At 55.2% G+C, this 19500-nt stretch carries 18 protein-coding genes; 1 reads left to right on the forward strand and 17 read right to left on the reverse strand.

Going from position 1 to position 19500, the window contains the following annotated elements:
- The first annotated feature begins 19 nt into the window (after nucleotides 1-19).
- Nucleotides 20-994 (forward strand): Na/Pi cotransporter family protein, encoded by a 975-nt coding sequence (locus tag GQY55_RS18470; RefSeq protein WP_160043356.1) that lies wholly within the window; start codon nucleotides 20-22, stop codon nucleotides 992-994.
- A gap of 30 nt (nucleotides 995-1024) precedes the next feature.
- Here the strand turns inward: GQY55_RS18470 and GQY55_RS18475 are convergent, their stop codons facing one another.
- The 17 genes from GQY55_RS18475 to lepA form a co-directional block, all read right to left on the reverse strand.
- Nucleotides 1025-1456 carry an NUDIX hydrolase gene (locus GQY55_RS18475; protein ID WP_160043357.1) on the reverse strand — a complete coding sequence of 144 codons (432 nt, stop codon included), beginning with the start codon at nucleotides 1454-1456 and terminating at the stop codon, nucleotides 1025-1027.
- Between the two features lie 102 nt (nucleotides 1457-1558).
- Entirely contained in the window at nucleotides 1559-2896 is a 1338-nt protein-coding gene (mtaB, locus tag GQY55_RS18480) for a tRNA (N(6)-L-threonylcarbamoyladenosine(37)-C(2))-methylthiotransferase MtaB (RefSeq protein ID WP_160043358.1), read from the reverse strand.
- A gap of 2 nt (nucleotides 2897-2898) precedes the next feature.
- Nucleotides 2899-3663 carry a 16S rRNA (uracil(1498)-N(3))-methyltransferase gene (locus GQY55_RS18485; protein WP_160043359.1) on the reverse strand — a complete coding sequence of 255 codons (765 nt, stop codon included), beginning with the start codon at nucleotides 3661-3663 and terminating at the stop codon, nucleotides 2899-2901.
- 99 nt (nucleotides 3664-3762) lie between these two features.
- On the reverse strand, nucleotides 3763-4443 hold the full coding sequence (locus tag GQY55_RS18490; RefSeq protein ID WP_160043360.1) for a site-2 protease family protein: 681 nt from the start codon (nucleotides 4441-4443) through the stop codon (nucleotides 3763-3765).
- Nucleotides 4443-5414: a 50S ribosomal protein L11 methyltransferase gene (gene prmA, locus GQY55_RS18495; RefSeq protein ID WP_160043361.1), complete on the reverse strand. Its 972-nt coding sequence runs from the start codon at nucleotides 5412-5414 to the stop codon at nucleotides 4443-4445. Before prmA ends, GQY55_RS18490 begins: the two co-directional genes overlap by 1 nt.
- Nucleotides 5415-5725: 311 nt before the next feature.
- Nucleotides 5726-5917: a YfhD family protein gene (locus tag GQY55_RS18500; protein WP_160043362.1), complete on the reverse strand. Its 192-nt coding sequence runs from the start codon at nucleotides 5915-5917 to the stop codon at nucleotides 5726-5728.
- Nucleotides 5918-5975: 58 nt separating this feature from the next.
- Nucleotides 5976-6338: a hypothetical protein gene (locus tag GQY55_RS18505; RefSeq protein ID WP_160043363.1), complete on the reverse strand. Its 363-nt coding sequence runs from the start codon at nucleotides 6336-6338 to the stop codon at nucleotides 5976-5978.
- 370 nt (nucleotides 6339-6708) lie between these two features.
- A complete protein-coding gene (gene dnaJ, locus GQY55_RS18510; RefSeq protein WP_160043364.1) occupies nucleotides 6709-7827 on the reverse strand; it encodes a molecular chaperone DnaJ in 1119 nt (372 codons plus the stop codon).
- 111 nt (nucleotides 7828-7938) lie between these two features.
- Nucleotides 7939-9786, reverse strand: a complete 1848-nt coding sequence (gene dnaK, locus GQY55_RS18515) for a molecular chaperone DnaK (RefSeq protein ID WP_160043365.1) — start codon at nucleotides 9784-9786, stop codon at nucleotides 7939-7941.
- A 69-nt stretch (nucleotides 9787-9855) separates the two neighbouring features.
- Nucleotides 9856-10464 (reverse strand): nucleotide exchange factor GrpE, encoded by a 609-nt coding sequence (gene grpE, locus GQY55_RS18520; protein WP_160043366.1) that lies wholly within the window; start codon nucleotides 10462-10464, stop codon nucleotides 9856-9858.
- Between the two features lie 65 nt (nucleotides 10465-10529).
- Entirely contained in the window at nucleotides 10530-12077 is a 1548-nt protein-coding gene (locus GQY55_RS18525; RefSeq protein ID WP_160043367.1) for a TCP-1/cpn60 chaperonin family protein, read from the reverse strand.
- Nucleotides 12078-12093: 16 nt separating this feature from the next.
- Entirely contained in the window at nucleotides 12094-13128 is a 1035-nt protein-coding gene (hrcA, locus tag GQY55_RS18530) for a heat-inducible transcriptional repressor HrcA (protein WP_160043368.1), read from the reverse strand.
- A gap of 164 nt (nucleotides 13129-13292) precedes the next feature.
- On the reverse strand, nucleotides 13293-14948 hold the full coding sequence (locus GQY55_RS18535; protein WP_160043369.1) for a DUF4179 domain-containing protein: 1656 nt from the start codon (nucleotides 14946-14948) through the stop codon (nucleotides 13293-13295).
- Entirely contained in the window at nucleotides 14932-15450 is a 519-nt protein-coding gene (locus GQY55_RS18540; protein WP_160043370.1) for an RNA polymerase sigma factor, read from the reverse strand. The genes GQY55_RS18535 and GQY55_RS18540 overlap by 17 nt, the downstream gene beginning before the upstream one ends.
- 241 nt (nucleotides 15451-15691) lie before the next feature.
- The gene (locus tag GQY55_RS18545; protein ID WP_160043371.1) at nucleotides 15692-16165 is read right to left on the reverse strand and encodes an N-acetyltransferase; all 474 of its coding nucleotides are present in this window, start codon (nucleotides 16163-16165) and stop codon (nucleotides 15692-15694) included.
- A 126-nt stretch (nucleotides 16166-16291) separates the two neighbouring features.
- Entirely contained in the window at nucleotides 16292-17494 is a 1203-nt protein-coding gene (gene hemW / locus GQY55_RS18550) for a radical SAM family heme chaperone HemW (protein WP_160043372.1), read from the reverse strand.
- A 120-nt stretch (nucleotides 17495-17614) separates the two neighbouring features.
- Nucleotides 17615-19432: a translation elongation factor 4 gene (lepA, locus tag GQY55_RS18555; protein ID WP_160043373.1), complete on the reverse strand. Its 1818-nt coding sequence runs from the start codon at nucleotides 19430-19432 to the stop codon at nucleotides 17615-17617.
- Between the last annotated feature and the right edge of the window lie 68 nt (nucleotides 19433-19500).

The raw sequence follows: 19500 nt of genomic DNA on the forward strand, positions 1-19500 counted from the left end.
CCAAAGGAGAACCTTCCCCATGTTTCATACGGTTATTTTTCCCGTCATTTACGGGCTCATCATTTTTTTGGCCGGCATGAAGGTGATGGAAGCGGCGCTCGGGAGCTGGGCGGGACCGCTGCTTTCGAACTTTCTGGAAAAAGCGACCTCATCCCCTTTCAAAGGCATGCTGTTCAGCACGGGCATCACGGCCGTGCTCCAAAGCAGCACCGCCGTTACCGTGCTCACGATGGGCCTTGTGAACGCCGGGCTGCTCTCGTTCGAGCGGACGCTGGGCATCATTCTCGGCAGCAACATCGGAACCTGCCTTACGACCGAGCTCATCGGACTGCAGATCGGCCGGATCGCGCTTCCTCTGCTCGGCGTTTCCATCCTCGTATGGGCCGCGGCGGTCCTGCTCGACGAATACAAGCTGTTTTCCATGCGCAGCGCCTCCCGGGCCTTCAGGCCGATCCAGCTGATGGCTCTGGCTGCGGCCGGTTTTGCCATGGTGATGCTCGGCATCCGCGTCATGCAGATGATCGGCCCTGCGCTCGAACAGTCGGGGCTGTTCGGCTGGTTTATCGGCCAATCCACGCATAACCTGTGGTGGAGCGTCGCCGCCGGAGCGGCGCTTACCGCCCTTATGCACAGCAGCGCCGCCGTCATCGGCCTTGCGATCGCGCTTGCGGCCGCCGGAACGCTTCCGGTCGGCATCGGCATCGGCATCGTGCTTGGCGCTAACGTAGGCACTTGCGTCACGGCCGTCATTGCCGCCATCGGCAGCACGAAATCCGGCCGATTCGTCGCCTGGACGCATGTCGTCCTCAACGTAGGCGGGGCGCTGCTGTTTATGCCCTTCATCCCGCAGCTGCATTGGGCCGTCTCCTTGCTGTCGGCCGACGGCGGAGCCCAGATCGCCCACGCCCAAACGCTGTTTAACATCGTTTGTTCGCTCGCCGCGCTTCCGTTATGCTATTTGCCGGTCTGGAAAAAGCTCCGCTTTCAGCATTAACATCCGAAATGGCGCGCCTTGCCTGCCCCCTTACACGCGGATCCCGAGGCGGGCAAGCGCCTTGCGGACGATCACGTCGTTGTTATCATAACCGCCTTGCTCCTGCTTGCTCCACGCCTCCGCCGGATCATACCAGGACACGCCGCTGATTTCCTCTACCTGCGGGCGCAAGGTGCCGCTCACGGCTTCGACGAGGTAATAATGGACTTCCTTGTCCACTTCCCCATGCACCGGATGCTGGTATTTATATTTGATGACGTCCACGGGGGCCACGATGTTCCCTTTGATCCCCGTTTCCTCCTCAATTTCGCGCAGCGCCGTCTGCTCCACCGTCTCGCCGGGCTCCATCTTGCCTTTCGGAAGCGAAATCTTGCCGTACCTGTCCGTAATGAGCAGCGCTTCCAGCCGGTCTCCGGCTTTGCGGTATACGACGCCTCCTGCTGAAATCTCCGTTCTGGCCATCCCGATTCCTCCCTTACCGAAGCGAATAGTGCAACAAGGATTCCACCTCCCTGGTTTGCACCGGAAATGAAATCCTTGTTTTTCATCCATTGGATTGATTGTTTACATGGCAGCGCCGGAAGCTTCTCCAAGAACGCGCACGAGCTGTCCTTCGCATTCATGCACGCCCGCTTTGGTCACCTTGACGCGGCAGAGCTGGCCCTGAAGGGCTTCGGAGCCGTCAAATACAAGCTGCAAATAGTTGTCGCTGAAGCCGTGCATTTTGCCCGGGCCGTGGGACTCCTTGGAGCCCTCCGGAATGACGTCGAGCACCTGGCCGACGAATTTCTCCGCATAGGCGAGCTGCATTTGCTCGGACAGGCTGATGAGCTCGCGCACGCGCGCATGCTTGACCTCTTCGTCGATCTGGTCCTGCATCCGCGAAGCAGGCGTACCGTTCCGTTGGGAATACGGGAACACGTGCATCTCGGAGAAGTTGATCTCCTTCATGAAATTGTAACCGTTCCGGAACATTTCATCCGTTTCTCCCGGGAAACCGACGATGACGTCCGTCGTAATGCCGACGTCCGGCATCGCTTGACGGATCAATTGCATTTTATTGTAAAATTCCTCGGTCGTATATTTGCGGCGCATCCGTTTCAGGACGGCATCGTCTCCCGCCTGCAGCGGGATATGCAGATGGCGGCACATTTTCGACGAGCGGTTCAGCACGTCCAGCATGTTGTCGTCGATTTGGCTCGCCTCGATCGAACTGATGCGGATTCTTTCCAAGCCGTCCACCTTGTCCAAATCCCACAGCAGGTCCGACAAGCGGTAGTTTTCCAGGTCGTCGCCGAAGCCGCCCGTATGAATGCCCGTCAGGACGATTTCTTTATAGCCCGCTTCGACCAACTGGTGGGCCTGGGTGATGATGCTTTTCGGATCGCGGCTGCGCGACAGTCCGCGTGACCACGGAATGATGCAGAACGTGCAGAAGTTGTTGCAGCCGTCCTGGATTTTCAAGAAGGCGCGCGTGCGGTCCGCAAAGCTTGGCACGTCCATGTCCTCGAACACGCGGTTTTTCATGATGTTGCGCACGGCGTTGATCGGCTCGCGTTTTTCGCGGATTTCATTCACGAACGGAATGATTTTGTCGCGGTCCTGGTTGCCGATGACGAGATCCACGCCGGGAATGTCCATAATTTCGGCCGGGGACGTCTGCGCGTAGCAGCCGGTAACGGCGATGATCGCTTCCGGATTGCGGCGGACGGCGCGGCGGATGATCTGCCGGCTTTTTTTGTCCCCGGTGTTTGTCACGGTACATGTATTGATCAAATAAACGTCTGCGGTCTGTTCGAAATCCACCTGCTCGTAGCCTTCATTTTTGAACAGCTGCCAGATGGCTTCCGTATCGTAAAAATTAACCTTGCAACCTAATGTATAAAATGCAACGGATGGCATTTTCAAACTCCCCCCATTTCTCCGGATTCGTAAAGTATGCATGCAAGGGCAACCATACCCGCTGTTTCGCAGCGCAGGATCCGCTTGCCGAGACCGACGCTCGCCGCGCCCGCTTCCTCCGCCTGCCGGCATTCCTCTTCGCTGAACCCGCCTTCGGGACCTACGAGGAGCAGCACGCGCGGCGGACGGTCCGCCGGCAAAGCCTGCATGAAAGGTCTCAGCGCATCGCGCAGCTGAAGGCCTTCTTCCTTCTCATAACAAAAATAAACGGCATCGTAATTTCGGAACGCCGGCAAAAGCTGCTTCCAGGCAAGCGGCTGCGCCACCTCCGGAACCGTGTTCCGGTGGCTCTGCTCGGCCGCTTCCTTGGCGATTTTGTTCCAACGCTCCAGCCGCTTGGATTCCTTTTTGGCATCGTATTGCACGATGGTCCGCTCCGAAATAAAAGGAACGAAAGAAACCGCGCCGATTTCGGTACATTTCTGGATGACGGTTTCCATCTTGTCCCCTTTCGGCAGGCTCTGGGCGACCGTCACTTTCACGGCGGGCTCATGCGTCATCTCCAGCCGGCGCACAACCTCGGCCGTAACCGCGCCTTGTTCGATCGCGGTAATCTCAACAAGCGCCTCGCGCGAGACGCCGTCGCTGACGATGAATTGGTCCCCGGCTTTGCCGCGCATCACCTTCGAAATATGGCGCGCGTCCTCGCCGGAAATGTCCACTGTATTTTCTTTGAACTGCTCGGGCGATACGAAATACCGCTGCATGATCATCAACATCCTATTTTAAAAAAATCACAATCCTCATCATACAACATTTGCCCGGTCCATGACCAGTACATGTTTCACGTTTCGGGCGTCCCCTGCCTATGACAAAATATGCAAAAAGACCTGCATGAAGTGGTAATATAAATTTTTTGCCAGCAGATAGAGAGGCGAAATCGTATATTCTCGAAGCACCGGAATAAACAAAATGAGCAAAAAGATAAACACCGACCACTGCTCCACCTGCTGCAGCTTGCTCCTCACCGGGCGCGGAACAAGGTCTTCCACGATCCGGTAGCCGTCGAGCGGCGGCAGCGGAATAAGGTTGAACAGGAACAGGAAAAAGTTCATCAAGCCGAACAGTTGGAAAAACAACACGATGGCTTCGAGAAGTTTCGGATTCGAAATCGACGCCAGCACGCCGGTGCTGATGAGCAGCGAATAGATGAACGTCCCGATGACCGCAAGGAAAAAGTTGCTGAGCGGCCCGGCAGCCGATACGACCACGCCCATCAGCCGCGGGCTTTTGAAATTGTCGCGGTTGACCGGAACGGGCCTCGCCCAGCCGAAACCTGCGATCAGGAGCAAAATGATCCCGAGCAGGTCGAAGTGAACCGCGGGGTTCAACGTGACCCGGCCGAGCAGCTTCGCCGTCGGGTCGCCGAATTTATAGGCAAAATAAGCATGCGAAAATTCATGCACCGTAAACGCGATCACCAGCACGATCAAATAAAAAGGGAGCTGGTGAAGCGGTACGCTCAGTATTCTGTTCAAAAAATCCATCATGACCTCTTTCTGGCCACAAATGCGACCCAGTCCTCATCGCGGCATACGTCCTCAATGGCAAAACCGGAATCCTCAAGTGCCTGCTGTACGATTTCCACTTTATTTTTATAAATGCCCGACGCGATATAAACGCCGCCCGGCTTAAGCGCTTGATACACATCATCGATGAACAGCAAAATAATTTCAGCCAAAATGTTGGCCACGACGATGTCGACCGGCAGCGTAATTCCGAGCTCGCTTCCGTTGCCGCCGTTCAGCAGGCCCAGCAGATCGCTTTCTTTGACCGTAATCTGTTCTTCCATGCGGTTCAGCGCCGAATTTTCGCGCGCGCTCGACACCGCCACCGGATCCAGGTCCAGGGCGAGCACATGTTTTGCCCCGAGCAGCACCGCGCCGATGGACAAAATGCCCGAACCGGTACCGACGTCGATGATTTCCTCGCCGCCTTTGACGACCTTCTCCAGCGTGCGCAGGCAAAGCGCCGTCGTCGGATGGGTTCCCGTGCCAAACGCCATGCCGGGGTCGAGCTCGATGATTTTTTCGGACTCATGTTCCGGCTCGTAATCCTCCCAGGTCGGTTTGATCGTCAACCGGTCGGAGACGCGCAGCGGCTTGAAATATTGCTTCCAGGCGGTCGCCCATTCATCCTCGTTGACCGTTTTGGTCTCATAACGGACTTCCCCCGGATCGATCTCAAACTCGCGCAGTCCTTCGATTCTTTGCTTCACTTCTTCCAGAATGTCCTCCACCGGGGACTCCTCCGAAAAATATCCTTTGATTTCGGCTTGCCCTTCGGGAATATCGTTAAGCGGCACCTCGTACCATTGCCCGTAAGACGTGTCGCGCTTTTTGTTCAACGAACCGGATTCTTCGATCGAAACGCCGCCCGCACCCGCTTCATGCAGAAAATTGGAAATCATCTCCACGGCTTCCTCTGTCGTATGTATCGTTATTTCATGCCATAACATCGTTACTCATCTTCCTCCTCAACTCGTGCATAGCTTTTATTGTACTATACATGGGCTGCCGAGTACAAAATTTTAAGTAAATTAGCCGTTTCTTGAGTGAGGAATGCGGTTGGTAATGTTTTCAAAGCATGTATAGATCAAGAAGTAAGATGGGCGTTGAATAATCCATAATGGGCAATATGGATATTTTGATTCCATCTCTGTTAAAGAAAAAGAATTTATTGTCCCGAATTATTTCCGCGCAAAAAATAACCGCGCTCGCCTTAAGGCTTATGCACGGTTATGGATAAGTTACCCACTGCCTGACACGTTCAAGACGTCCAGCCGTCATCCATTTTGCGCAGCTGGCGATCGTCGGCGGCTTCGCTGCGGCGGAGCGCTTCCACGTCGTCCGCGTCGGCGAGCGCCCCGGAAAATTCGACGTCCTCGTTTTTCATGGACATCAGTTCTTTGATTTTTTCCGTTTTGGTCATGATGCGTCCCTTTTTGTCACGGTTAGCCATATTCCAGCACCTTCTTTCGATTTTTTATGCGTCGGTCCCGCAATCCGCATCGTGGAAACTATACGAAACCGCCCGCTTCTTCGATGATTTTCATCGCCTTTTCAAACGATTCTTCCTCGACCACGACGGTCAGCAAAATATCCCTTCCGGTAGGCCCCCCTTGACCCCCGTCGCTCATGCCGCTAGCCGAGGTATTCGTGGCGGCCAGCACCCCGGCATCGCCGCCGATCGTGTTCCCGAAGGTCACGGAGGACAAGCTGCCCATGCCAGTGAGGTTCCGCTCCCCATACTGATCCGTTCCCGGGAACATGCTGAAGCGGTCGATCGACATGTCCACGACACGCAGCGACTGCAGCTTCCTGGACACGCTTTCGGCTTCCTCCGGCGTTTTGAAATAGGCCAATATATTTTTTTCGGCCATTAAGCTCACCTGCCTGTCTTAAGTTTCATTCCTTGGCCATAAAATAGGCTTTCATGCCTTTGGTTAGATTTTGCCTAATGCGGATCGAATATGCGCCGGGTTCCATCGAAAGCGGAAACCGCAGGCTCAAACGACCAAAAAAAACGCATAGCGCGGATATGGGCTTCATAGCCGATTCAGGCACTTTGCGGGAAAACGGAAATGTATAAATTTTTGTGTCATTTCTCCTAGGTTCAATATTCTAAAAAGGAGATCTCTTTTATCATATTGAACCTCTTGCCTATTCCTTGTCACGTTTCTTTAGTTCGACTTATATAGACCAAAAAAACCGGCCACAAAATGGCCGGTTTGCCGGTACTGCTTTACCCAATTATTCCCCGCGGAAAGCGCGTTTCATCCGGTCGAAAAAGGACTGCTCATGCTCATGTGTCTGCTCGCCTTCAAGGGCGGCAAACTGGCGAAGCAGATCCTTTTGCTCGTCGCTCAGCTTGCTTGGCGTCACGACGACGACCTTCACGTGCTGGTCGCCCTGGCCGATGCCGCGCAAACGCGGAACGCCTTTGCCTCTTAAGCGGAAAAACGTGCCTGTCTGGGTGCCTGCGGGAATTTTGAGCTTCACTTTTTCGGTCAGCGTCGGGATTTCAATCTCGTCCCCAAGCGCCGCCTGCGCAAAGGTCAGCGGAATTTCGCAATAGATGTCGTCGCCTTCGCGCTCGAAGAAATCATGGGCTTTAACCCGAATGACGATGTACAGGTCGCCCGGAGGACCGCCGCGCAGACCGCCTTCGCCTTCGCCCGTCATGCGGAGCTGAGCGCCGTCGTCCACGCCCGCAGGAATTTTGACATGGATCTTGCGCTGTTTTTTGACTTTGCCGCTGCCGCCGCAGGTCGAGCATTTTTCTTTGATGATTTGGCCGGTGCCGTTACAGTTCGAACAGCTGCGGCGGTTCACCATGCGCCCGAACGGCGTGTTCTGAACCACTTCCTGCTGACCGGACCCGTGGCACACGGAACAGGTTTGCGGCTTCGTGCCCGGCTTGGCGCCGGTGCCGTGGCAGGTATCGCAGTTTTCGGTACGCGGAATGGTAATATCCTTTTCGACGCCGAAAACCGCTTCTTTGAATTCGATCGTCATCGTGTATTGAAGATCATTCCCCCGCTGCGGCGCATTCGGATCGCGACGGCCTCCGCCGCCGAAAAACATGTCGAAAATGTCGCCGAAGCCGCCGAAGTCGGCTCCCGAAAAACCTCCGCCCATGCCCTGGTTCGGATCGATATGTCCGTACTGGTCATAGGTGGCGCGTTTCTGGCTGTCGCTGAGCACGTCGTAAGCTTCCTTGACTTCCTTGAACTTCGCTTCGGCGTCATCCGCTTTGTTGACGTCCGGGTGATATTGGCGGGCAAGCTTCCGGTAGGCTTTTTTGATTTCGTCTTCCGAAGCGTTTTTGCCGACGCCAAGCACCTCGTAATAATCACGCTTTTCAGCCACTCTTCCACCCCCGTTGTTTTCTCTGGAATTGCCGCTCATGGAAAAAGGAAAGCCGAAGCACCTGGGATGCCCCGGCTTTGCCTTCCCTTCCTGAACATAACTTTCTTAAGGTTAACCTTGTTTTTTGTCCTCGTCAACAACCTCGTAATCCGCGTCAACGACGTTGTCTTTTTTGGCTGCGCCTTCCTGGCCGCCTTGTGCTCCTTCGGCGCCTTGCTGAGCTTGAGCCGCTTGCTCATACAATTTTACGGAAAGCTGCTGCACGATTTCGGTCAATTCTTCGGTAGCTTTTTTGATTTGCTCGAGATCGTCGGTTTCGATCGCCGCTTTTACTTTATCTTTAGCCGCATTCGCTTTGTCGATTTCGGCCGCGTCGACTTTGTCGCCGAGATCCTTGATCGTTTTGTCCGTGGAGTACACGAGCTGGTCGGCGTTGTTTTTCGCTTCAACCAAATCTTTGCGCTTGCGGTCTTCTTCGGCATGCGCCTCGGCGTCCTTCATCATGCGTTCCACTTCCTCGTCGCTCAGGCCGCTGGAAGAAGTGATCGTAATTTTTTGCGTTTTGTTCGTGCCTTTATCCGTCGCAGACACGTTTACGATGCCGTTCGCGTCGATGTCGAACGTAACTTCGATTTGAGGCACGCCGCGCGGTGCAGGAGGAATGTCTCCGAGCATAAAGCGTCCGAGCGTTTTGTTGCCTGCCGCCATTTGGCGTTCGCCTTGCAAGACGTGGATTTCCACGCTTGGCTGGTTGTCGGCGTACGTAGAGAAGATTTGCGATTTGCTTGTCGGGATCGTCGTGTTGCGTTCGATCATTTTCGTAAACACGCCGCCTGCGGTTTCGATACCGAGAGACAGCGGAGTAACGTCAAGCAATACGACGTCTTTGACGTCGCCTGTCAGGACGCCCGCTTGAACCGCTGCGCCCAGCGCCACCACTTCGTCCGGGTTAACGCCTTTGTGAGGCTCTTTGCCCGTCAGCTTTTTGATCGCTTCCTGAACGGCAGGAATACGCGTCGAACCGCCGACGAGGACGATTTTGTCGATATCGTTCGGAGTCATGCCCGCATCGCTAAGCGCTTGACGGGTTGGACCCAATGTGCGTTCCACCAGGTCGGCGGAAATTTCTTCGAATTTGGCGCGGGTCAGGTTCACTTCCAAGTGCTGAGGCACGCCGTCTACGACCGTGATGAACGGCAGGGAGATCGTCGTGGTCAGGACGCCGGAAAGTTCCTTTTTCGCTTTTTCCGCCGCGTCTTTCAAACGCTGAACGGCAGCTTTGTCTTTGCTGAGGTCGATGCCTTGTTCTTTTTTGAACTCGTTCACGAGGTAATCGATGATGACTTGGTCGAAGTCGTCGCCGCCCAGATGGTTGTCCCCGCTGGTTGCTTTAACTTCGAAGAAGCCGTCGCCCAGTTCAAGAATGGATACGTCGAACGTACCGCCGCCAAGGTCATAAACCAGGATCGTTTGGTCTTCGGCTTTTTCGAGGCCGTAAGCAAGCGCCGCAGCCGTCGGCTCGTTGACGATCCGGAGAACTTCCAGGCCCGCGATTTTGCCGGCGTCTTTCGTTGCTTGGCGCTGGCTGTCGTTAAAGTATGCGGGAACCGTGATAACCGCTTGGGTTACCGGTTGTCCCAAATACGCTTCGGCGTCGGATTTCAATTTTTGCAAAATCATCGCCGAAATCTCTTGCGGCGTAAATTCCTTGCCGTCGATCACTTCCTTGTGGTTCGTGCCCATATGGCGTTTGATGGAGATGATGGTGCGGTCAGGGTTCGTGATGGCTTGGCGTTTTGCCGTTTCCCCGACGATGCGCTCCCCGTCTTTTTTGAAACCGACGACGGAAGGGGTCGTGCGCGCGCCTTCCGGGTTCGGGATGACGACTGCTTCGCCGCCTTCCATCACGGCTACGCAAGAGTTCGTCGTTCCAAGGTCAATACCGATAACTTTACTCATGAGAAAATATCCTCCTTCATCAATTAGGAATCAGACGCTTATAACGTTTATATTTGAAAAGCCGCCGATTTACATGCTGACTTTGACCATAGCCGGCCGCAGCACTCTGTCCTTGAGCATGTAGCCCTTCTGGACTTCCTCCACGACGGTGCCTTCCTCGTATTCATCGCTTTCCACCTGCATGATCGCCTGATGGAACTCGGGGTTAAACGGCTGTCCAACCGTATCCATCGCTTCCAGGCCTTCGGCCTTCAGCACGCCTTCAAGCTGGCGGAAAATCATGCTCACGCCTTTGGCAAAGGATTCGATTTCGGCATTGTCGCCGGCGGCGGAAATAGCCCGGTCGAAATTGTCGATGATCGGCAAGAGCTCCGTAATCAGCTTGGAGGATGCGTATTTCGCGAAATCCTCTTTTTCCTTCTGGGTCCGCTTGCGGAAGTTGTCAAAGTCCGCCTGCGTCCGCAAGGCGCGCTGCTGGTATTCGTCGGCAAGCGCTTGAAGGCGCTGAACCTCGCTTTGCAGCTGGGCTGCGTTGACGGTCTCCAGGTTTTCCTCTTCCGTAGAAGATGCATCCGAACCCGCCCCGGCAGCCGCGTTTTCCTGCTCCGCCGTTTCCTCGATGTGTTGGTTTTCATTCAATTCATTTTCGTTTTCTTGAAATTGCTGGTTTTCTTTCAAGATGTCTTCACCTCCTTAATATGCTCTATCTTTTTCGGCGTCAAACCGGCTTTTCATTAGCGGCATCATTCGTTTCCGCTTGGTTTTCTCATCTTGATGACATTATGAATGCGCAGCACTGCGCAAGCGACTTCGCCTGCCGTAAGCAGTCCGTGAATTTTGACGAGCGCAGGGTCGACGATCCCGTGTTCCTCGTAATGGATGACAAGCCCGGTATCGCAATCGACGCCCATGCCGTCGCATTCTTCCGCGAGCTGCGCGGCGCGGGCTTCCTCCATTTTCTCGAGCGGGTTGTAGCCGGCATTCAGCAAAATTTGGGCCATCGGCTTGCGCAGGGCGGCGGCGACGGCCGCAATGCCGTACGCCTCCATCCCCTTCACGGCTTCGCGCCGCCGCTCCAGTTCATAGGAGACGGCCAGCTCCGCGGTTCCGCCGCCGGGAAGAATCCCCCCGGAAATCGCCGCCTGCAGCGCCGAAGCCGCATCGGCGGCAATCCGGGCCGCTTCGCCGACAACTTCCGCGGTGCTTGCCCCGACGATCAGCGTGACGACGGGATCCTCCTTCTGCCCTCCGCTGCGAATCCGCACCCGTTCGAGCAGCTCGTCGTAGCGCGCAAGCGGGGTGAATCCAAGCAATCTGGACAAGGAATCCCGTTCCTTATGTAACGCCGTCCGGCGAAGCGGCACGGCTCCCGTCATCAAGCTGACCCGGGCGAGATCCTTCCGGCTTACCCGGGGGATCACCATGATGCCGTGATCCATGCAAAATTGCTCCGCGTCCGGGTGAATCCCTTTTTCCAGCAAAATCAGGCCGACGCCGAGTTCGGCCAACACGCTCAAATCGCGGGCGAAACGCTCCCGCAGCTCCATGTAGCGGGCAAAACCGGCCTCGGTCGTCAGCACCTCTTCATCCAACGTTTCCGGTTCGAGCGCATCATGCAAAACAAGGATGCGCGTATCGGCAAGTTCCGGCGTATCGTGGGGATACAGCGGCGCCTGTCTCAGCAAAAGGCCTTCAAATACCTCATTATTGCCTTTTTCGTGGGCCGTAACCGCTTCGGCAAGGGAGTAGGAAGGGTCTTTCAGCTTGCGGAGCCCGACGATCGAAGCGGCCTCCATCACAAGCGCGACGATGTCTTCCCGTTCCCTGCCCGCGACATAAACGGCTTTGGCCAGCAAAGGATCGTCGAGATCCCGGATTTCCCTCGTCCTGTTTCGGAGGGAATCGGCCGCCATCCGGACGCCTTGCTGCATCCCCGCCACGACTTTGGAGGCCGGTACCCCTTTTACGATCTGGGAGACCCCTTCCTGAACAAGCGCCCCCGCAAGGACGGTGGCGGTCGTCGTGCCGTCCCCGACCTTTTTTTGCTGCGACCGGGCTACTTGTATCAGCAGCCTGGCCGCGGGGTGGCTGACGTCCATTTTGTCGAGGATGGTCACCCCGTCGTTGGTAATGATCACTTCCCCGCGGTCGCCCACCAGCATGACGTCAAGCCCTTTGGGGCCGAGGGTGCCTTCGACCGCCGAGGTGACGGCCCGAACGGCGTTGCTGTTGTTAAGCAGCGCGGCATACCGCTCCTCGCCTTCGCGCACCGGCTGCTGACCTTGACTCATCCGTCTTCAAGCCTCCTTATTTATACCGCTTCGACAGCATCTCGGTCAGGTCCTTGGACAAAATGCCGAGCAGGCCGATCACCTTGGCGTATTCCATCCGCGTCGGTCCCAATATGCCGATCGTTCCGAGCGCTTCGCCTTCCAGGGAATAGGTGGCGGTAATCAGGCTGCAGTTGGCAAACGCCTCATGGTCGTTTTCGGTGCCGATCCGAACCTGGATTCCGGCCGCCCCCTGCATCGACGCCATCATTTTTGTCAGCGTAGGCGTTTCTTCAAGCAGGTCCAGAATGTCCTTGACTTTCTCGACGTCTTTGAATTCAGGCTGCGTGAGCATATTCGTCGCGCCGCTCAAATACACGCGCTGATCGGAATCTTCCTCCACGAATATGTTGTCCAGGATGCCCATAATCTCCTCGAAATTGGTCAAATGGCGCTGCATTTCCTGGCCAAGCTCGCGGTAGAGTCTCGCTTTCAGCTTGTAAAGCGGCACATTCACCAGTTTGCTGTTCAGCAGGTTGACGACTTTTTCCATTTCGGACACGGAAACGCCGGGCGGCACGGTGACCGTCTTGCTTTCAACCTGACCCGTGCTTGTGACGATGATCGCCACCGCGGTCGTTTCGTTTAACGACAGCAGCTGAAAATGGCGCAATGACGTATGAAAAACTTCCGGCCCAAGCAGGATGGAAGTGTAGTTGGTGATATTGGAAAGGATCATCGCCGCATGCTGGATGACCTGTTCCGTAGCATTCAGCTTCTCCGCGAAAAAAGCGCGCAGCGTGCGCATCTCGACGGAAAGATTTTGATACTTCGGATCCAGATGGTCCACGTAATATCGATAACCTTTGTGAGAAGGGATGCGTCCGGCCGATGTATGCGGCTGCTCCAGAAAGCCCAGCTCCTCCAAATCGGCCATTTCGTTCCGAATGGTCGCAGGACTGAAGCCGACATCTCCCCGTTTCGATATGCTGCGCGAGCCGACGGGTTCCGCCGAACGGATGTAATCGTCCACGATGGCATTCAGAATTAATCGTTGGCGTTCGGTAAGCATGTCTTCCCCTCCCTTTGGTCGTTGTAATTTTGCTTCGTTAGCACTCGACTCCAATGAGTGCTAACCGCTAATACAAAAATACCAAACTGACCTGAGCATTGTCAAGTCAGTTCGGCATGCGGGATAGAATCTGTGCGGGTATCCCCGCCCGGTTGTTTTTTCGTTTATTTTTGGGTCAGCGCCATCTCCACATCCCGGCCCGGATCGCTGTATCTATAGATCCCCGGATTGATTTCGAGCGTATGGCTCATATTGAAATCGGGATATCTCTCAATGTTTTTGCCAAGCGCGCCCGGGCCCCTCGGAGCGTATTCCGGATAGACGTCTTCGCCGTCGACGCGGAGCATCGATTGGCCGATGCCTTTGACGGGTCCGGAAACGGGCTCCGATTCGACGACCAGATCTTTTCCATCCATATAATAGGTAAACCGGACTTGGGATGATTCGAGGTTCATCTCGGCCGTTTGCTTTTCCGCCGTCGGCCGGTGCAGCGCCAGCCAGTTTGCCGAGGTGTCCCGTTTCATGACGACGGCCTGCTTCAATATGAGCTTCATCGGAACGCCGGACCAATCCTTATACCACTCGGGCGACTCGAAGGCATACGCTTTCCGGTATTTTGCAGGGTCATCCCCTTTGATCGTGTAGGAGCCTTTGATTTCCTGGTCCCCGATTTGCAGCCGCACGTCGTCGTAGTTGACTTCGAACCATTTGCCGCGCTCCTGCGGCGTTTCCTCGTTGATGCCGGCGATAATTTCGAGCGGGGTGACCGTCAACCGGTCAAGCGACTTGCGGGCTTTCTCCCGGAATTCGCCGCTCGTCTGCAGCGGCCGCGAATAGATCGCTTCGCCAGCCTTTTTGCCGTCCGTCTGAAAATGGAACGACCAGGAGCCCTCGATCCGTTTCGATTCTTTCAAATAATTGAAACGAATGTCGGCGTTTTCCCAATCTTTTGCCGCCATCCGCGGGAACACCTGTTCCATCGGGATGCCTTCGCCTTCGGGCGGGAGCTGCGTGACGGACCCGCGGACCGTTTGACCTCCGTACGTTACGGTCAGATGCGGGTCGCCGCTGCCGCCGTCTTTCGCCTCAGCGGCGTTGACGTTATAACGGACGCTCAGCCCCTCCGAGGAACCGACGACCGACTTGATATTCAGGGAAGGATACCGCGTTTCCCCCGTTTTGATTTCGGTTCCCACGGCAGGCTTTTGCTTCAGCGGAACGGCCTCGGATTTGTAATAAACAAGGTTCCCTGCTTCAAGCGTGTATGTTTTTTTGCCGTCCTTCAGCGTGTCCTTCGTCTCGTAAATGCCGAGCAGCTTGCCGCTCGCCCCGTCATATTGCAAATATCCGCTCAGCGGTTCCTCATGGCCTGCCTTATCTTTAATGGCCATATGCTCCAATACGACCACATCATATTCTTCCGGCTTCATGCCCGCGTCCACCGCAACCAGCAGCTTCATTCGTTCGCCGTCGGTGACGACCCCTTTCAAGCTCATGGTGACGCCGTTGCTGCTTGCGTCAAGATCATAACGCTGCCCGATTCCGTTATCCAGCGCACGGGTCACGCTTTTGCCGCCGTATAGATGATCCCAGTTCAGCGTTACGCCCGCAAAGGCGGGGACTGCAGCGACCATAAAACACGAAAATACAATCGCGGCGGGGATGTATTTTTTTCTCGACCTTGGCGCAGCTTCGGTTGGCACGACTCCCGCCTTACGCTCCGCCACTTCGCGTTCGATCCGCGACCACATCCGGTCAAAATCCGGCCGCTCACAGGCTTGAACGTTCTCCCGAACTTCGTTTTCAAAATACCGACTCATTTCCGATCATCTCCTTTTCCTGAAATGCCGCCATTTGCTGGAGCAGCTTGATTCCCCGGTTCAACCTCGATTTGACCGTTCCTTCCGGAATCCCGAGAACGCCTGCGATTTCCGGCACCGTCATATCGTTGGCATAACGCAGGGTGACGGCCAGCCGGATTTTGTCCGGAAGCTTGCCGTACATGCGGTCGAATTCCGCTTTGATTTCATGCCGGTCGGCGCTTTCCTCCACGGGGTTGCCCAACCTTGGACGAGCGAGCAAATAAGCCCGCAGCTCTTTGGCCCATCCGTTTTTGCGCCTTCTGAGCACGCTGTTGCATTCATTGGACGCGATTCGCAGCAGCCACGACTTCAAATCCCGCACCTGCGACCGGTCGGCCAGCAAAGCTTTTACGAACACCTCCTGGCAGAGGTCCTCGGCGTCGGACGGGTTTTGCATCATGTAGCGGCAGAGCCTGTAAACCTGTTCCTTATACGTCTCAAAAAGCTCGCGGTCATTCAATCTTGGCACCTCCTTCATGCGTGTTTCGACTATATGACCGTTAACGCGGGCAAACCGTTCATTTTCCAAACTGAAAATAAATGTATTGGTGATAAGTGAATAAAAAACCGCTTCCCTGCCATCATCATACATGACTCCCCTCGGAAAAGGGCAAGAAAAAAGCCGTTGTTTAACGCAAAAAACCACTTTCAATCAGCCGAACATCCGGTTGATATGAAAGTGGTTGATGATCAAGTCTCGTTTAAGATTCATCCAGCATCTTCAGCACGGCGATTTCGTCGCAGCAGGACTGCTTGCTGCAGTTGACGCAATCGGTCCATACCTTTTCGGGGAAAATTTCTTTTTCCACGACGGAAAAGCCGTTTTTCACGAAAAAGGATACCTCGTACGTTAACGCCATAATTTTCGGAATGCCCTGCCGTCTGGCTTCCTCCGTCAGCTTGTTTACGATCATCGAACCGATGCCGAGACCTTTATGCCCGTCCATGATCCCCAAAGAGCGGATTTCGACCAGGTCGTTTCCGAGGCGGCAAAGCGAGCCGCAGCCGATGACGGCGCCGTCCGCTTCCGCAACGACAAACTGATCGATCTGCTTCTCCAGCACCTTGCGGGAGCGGGGGAGCATGATCCCTTTTTTCGCATATCCATCGATCATCTGAAAAAGCGGCTCGACATCCTCCGGGACCGCAACTCTGCATGTGACTACAGCCGGCATCCTACTTCTCCTCCTATTCGAGGATGAAGCAAACCAGGTTATTGCCCGGGGAATTTTGCGCATCCTCTACACGTCGCTGTTTTATAATATGAATAAATATACAACATTGCGTATAGAAGTGCAAGCCTATTCTTTGACCGTCAAATAGCCGATAAATTCGCCGAAAACGTCGTTTCCGAACAAGAGGCCTTTTTCGCTGAGGCGGTATCCCGCCTCCGTCGGCTCCAGCAGCCCCGCGTTTTGCATTTTATGCAGCGGCTCCGCGAATACGTCCTCGATCCGGGCTCCGAACTGCTCCTCGAAATGGCGGTTCGACACCCCGCTCAGCACGCGCAGGCCGACCATCATGAAGTCCTCCATCGCTTCCTCGCGCGACACCTCGAACGTCTCCAGCCGCGGCAGGCCATCTTTCGTCGCTTCCGTATACGGATTGACGCCTTTAATATTCATATGGCGCTGACGCCCGACATAACCGTGGGCCCCCGCACCGAGTCCGTAATAGTCTTCGTTCAGCCAATAAGCCATGTTGTGGCGGCTGTGATAACCGGGTTTGGCAAAATTGCTGATTTCGTATTGCACGTAACCCGCTTTTTTCATCCGGTCCATGAGCAAGAGGTACATTTGGAGTTCCTCGTCTTCGCTTGGCAGCGGAAGCTGGTTCTTTTTATACATCGTATGGAAAAGCGTATTTTCCTCAACCTTCAGGCTGTAGATGGAATAATGCGGCAGCCCGAGCGCCAGCGCCTTGTCCACGCTTTCCGCCAGCATGTCCAACGTCTGGTTCGGCAAGCCGAACATGAGGTCGATCGACAAGTTTTCGAACCCCGCCTTGCGGGCGTTCTCCAGGCTTTGATACACGTCGTCCGTGTCGTGAATGCGCCCGATGCCCTTGAGCAGCTCGTTCTGGAACGATTGCACGCCAAAGCTGACGCGGTTGACGCCGCCTTCGCGCATGACCGAAAGCTTTTCCAGATCCGTCGTTCCCGGGTTCGCTTCCATTGAAAATTCGATGTCTTCGGCCCAATCCGGAAAATAAGTGCGGACCGTCTTCAAAAAATATTCCATCTCGTCCGGCTTCAGCACCGTCGGGGTGCCGCCGCCCACAAAAATCGATGTGATGACGCCGGGGGGAACCTCCTTGACCGTCCGCTCCATCTCGCGTTCAAGCCCTTGCAAATAGTCCATCACCGGCTGGTTTTTCAGCACGTAAGAGTTGAAATCGCAATAAAAGCACTTGTTCGTGCAAAAGGGAATATGAAGATAGACCGCCTGCGGTTTCCGGCTTTCTTGGGATCCGCTGCCCGTCGTTTGCGCTTGTACTGCTGCCATGGCTCAATTCCCTCCTTCTGGTTCTTTAATGTATAAGAAAAACGTCTACGACGTTCCACGTTCTATTAGTTCTTTGTCCAACCATGCGAAAAGCCGCTTCAGCGGCTTTTCCGTAACGGCTTATTTGTCGTCGATTTTCAGGACGGCCATAAACGCTTCCTGCGGCACTTCCACGGATCCGACCTGCTTCATGCGTTTTTTGCCTTCCTTTTGTTTCTCCAGCAGCTTCCGTTTCCGCGAAATGTCGCCGCCGTAACATTTGGCAAGGACGTTTTTGCGCATCGCTTTGACCGTCTCGCGGGCCACGACCTTCGTTCCGACGGAGGCCTGGATCGGCACCTCGAACATTTGGCGCGGAATGAGCTCGCGCAGCTTCTCGCAAATGATCCGTCCGCGCTGGTAAGCGCGGTCGCGGTGCACGATGAACGACAACGCGTCCACCTGCTCGCCGTTCAGCAAAATGTCCATCTTCACAAGATTCGACTTGCGGTATCCCGACATTTCGTAGTCGAACGAAGCGTATCCTTTCGTTCCCGACTTCAGCTGGTCGAAGAAATCGTACACGATTTCCGACAGCGGAATTTCGTAGGTGATCGTCACGCGGGTCGTGTCCAAATACTCCATGTTGACAAATTCGCCGCGTTTGCCTTGGCACAGCTCCATGACCGTTCCGACGTAATCGTTCGGCACGATGATGGCCGCTTTGACGTAAGGCTCTTCGACGGAATCGATTTTGCCGACCTCCGGATAGTTGGACGGGTTATCGATCTCGACCATGTCGCCGTTTGTCAGCGTGACGCGGTAAATAACGCTCGGCGCCGTCGTAATGAGCGGAATGTTGAATTCGCGCTCGATGCGCTCCTGGATGATCTCCATATGGAGGAGTCCGAGGAAGCCGCAGCGGAAGCCGAAGCCGAGGGCGCTCGAGGTTTCCGGCTCGAAGCTGAGCGATGCGTCGTTCAGCTGCAGCTTCTCCAGCGCTTCGCGCAAATCGTTGTATTCCGACGTTTCGATCGGATACAGGCCGCAATAAACCATCGGATTGATTTTGCGGTAGCCCGGCAGCGGTTCCGGCGTCGGGTTTTTCGCGTCCGTGACGGTATCGCCGACCCGGGTATCCCCGACATGCTTGATGCCCGCCACGATGAAGCCGACGTCCCCGACCTTCAGTTCGTCCACGATCGTCATCCGCGGCTTGAACGCCCCGACTTCGATGACCTCAAACGATTTGCCCGTCGCCATCATTTTGATTTTCGAGCCCGTCTTAATGCTGCCGTTCACGACACGCACATACACGATAACACCTTTATAAGGATCGTAATGCGAGTCGAAAATGAGAGCTTTCAGCGGCTCGTCCGCTTCTCCGGACGGAGGCGGAACCTGCTTGACGATCTGTTCCAAAATTTCTTTGATCCCGATCCCTGCTTTGGCCGAAGCGAGCACCGCTTCGCTGGCGTCCAGACCGATGACGTCCTCGATCTCCTGCTTGACCCGATCCGGGTCGGCGCTAGGCAGGTCGATTTTGTTGATGACCGGAATGATCTCCAGATTGTTGTCCAAAGCCAAATACACGTTGGCCAGCGTCTGGGCTTCGATCCCCTGCGCGGCGTCCACGACGAGGAGCGCGCCTTCGCAAGCGGCGAGGCTTCGCGATACCTCGTAGGTGAAATCGACGTGTCCCGGCGTATCGATCAGATTAAGCAGATACTCTTGGCCGTCGTCCGCCTTGTAAGCAAGATTGACGGCCTGCAGCTTGATCGTAATGCCGCGTTCGCGTTCCAGATCCATCTGATCGAGCACCTGTTCCTGCATTTCACGGGAAGTGAGCGCGCCGGTATATTCCAAAATCCGGTCGGCGAGCGTCGATTTGCCGTGGTCTATATGTGCAATGATGCAGAAATTCCGAATATTTTTTTGCCTTGCTTGTACGTCTGACATGCCCTACCCCCAAAACAGCCTGATGTGTCAATCAATTTATTATAGCAGTTGAAATAAAGGCGGGCAAT

Origin of the sequence: Paenibacillus sp. USDA918EY (genome assembly GCF_009870825.1) — a bacterium.
Lineage (GTDB): Bacteria > Bacillota > Bacilli > Paenibacillales > Paenibacillaceae > Paenibacillus_AQ > Paenibacillus_AQ albilobatus.

What these genes read in the sequence shown, in the direction of transcription:
- GQY55_RS18470 (WP_160043356.1), top strand. Translation starts at nt 20, where the DNA reads ATGTTTCATACGGTTATTTTTCCCGTCATTTACGGGCTCATCATTTTT.
- GQY55_RS18475 (WP_160043357.1), bottom strand. Translation starts at nt 1,456, where the DNA reads ATGGCCAGAACGGAGATTTCAGCAGGAGGCGTCGTATACCGCAAAGCC.
- mtaB (WP_160043358.1), bottom strand. Translation starts at nt 2,896, where the DNA reads ATGCCATCCGTTGCATTTTATACATTAGGTTGCAAGGTTAATTTTTAC.
- GQY55_RS18485 (WP_160043359.1), bottom strand. Translation starts at nt 3,663, where the DNA reads ATGCAGCGGTATTTCGTATCGCCCGAGCAGTTCAAAGAAAATACAGTG.
- GQY55_RS18490 (WP_160043360.1), bottom strand. Translation starts at nt 4,443, where the DNA reads ATGGATTTTTTGAACAGAATACTGAGCGTACCGCTTCACCAGCTCCCT.
- prmA (WP_160043361.1), bottom strand. Translation starts at nt 5,414, where the DNA reads ATGTTATGGCATGAAATAACGATACATACGACAGAGGAAGCCGTGGAG.
- GQY55_RS18500 (WP_160043362.1), bottom strand. Translation starts at nt 5,917, where the DNA reads ATGGCTAACCGTGACAAAAAGGGACGCATCATGACCAAAACGGAAAAA.
- GQY55_RS18505 (WP_160043363.1), bottom strand. Translation starts at nt 6,338, where the DNA reads ATGGCCGAAAAAAATATATTGGCCTATTTCAAAACGCCGGAGGAAGCC.
- dnaK (WP_160043365.1), bottom strand. Translation starts at nt 9,786, where the DNA reads ATGAGTAAAGTTATCGGTATTGACCTTGGAACGACGAACTCTTGCGTA.
- GQY55_RS18525 (WP_160043367.1), bottom strand. Translation starts at nt 12,077, where the DNA reads ATGAGTCAAGGTCAGCAGCCGGTGCGCGAAGGCGAGGAGCGGTATGCC.
- hrcA (WP_160043368.1), bottom strand. Translation starts at nt 13,128, where the DNA reads ATGCTTACCGAACGCCAACGATTAATTCTGAATGCCATCGTGGACGAT.
- GQY55_RS18535 (WP_160043369.1), bottom strand. Translation starts at nt 14,948, where the DNA reads ATGAGTCGGTATTTTGAAAACGAAGTTCGGGAGAACGTTCAAGCCTGT.
- GQY55_RS18545 (WP_160043371.1), bottom strand. Translation starts at nt 16,165, where the DNA reads ATGCCGGCTGTAGTCACATGCAGAGTTGCGGTCCCGGAGGATGTCGAG.
- hemW (WP_160043372.1), bottom strand. Translation starts at nt 17,494, where the DNA reads ATGGCAGCAGTACAAGCGCAAACGACGGGCAGCGGATCCCAAGAAAGC.
- lepA (WP_160043373.1), bottom strand. Translation starts at nt 19,432, where the DNA reads ATGTCAGACGTACAAGCAAGGCAAAAAAATATTCGGAATTTCTGCATC.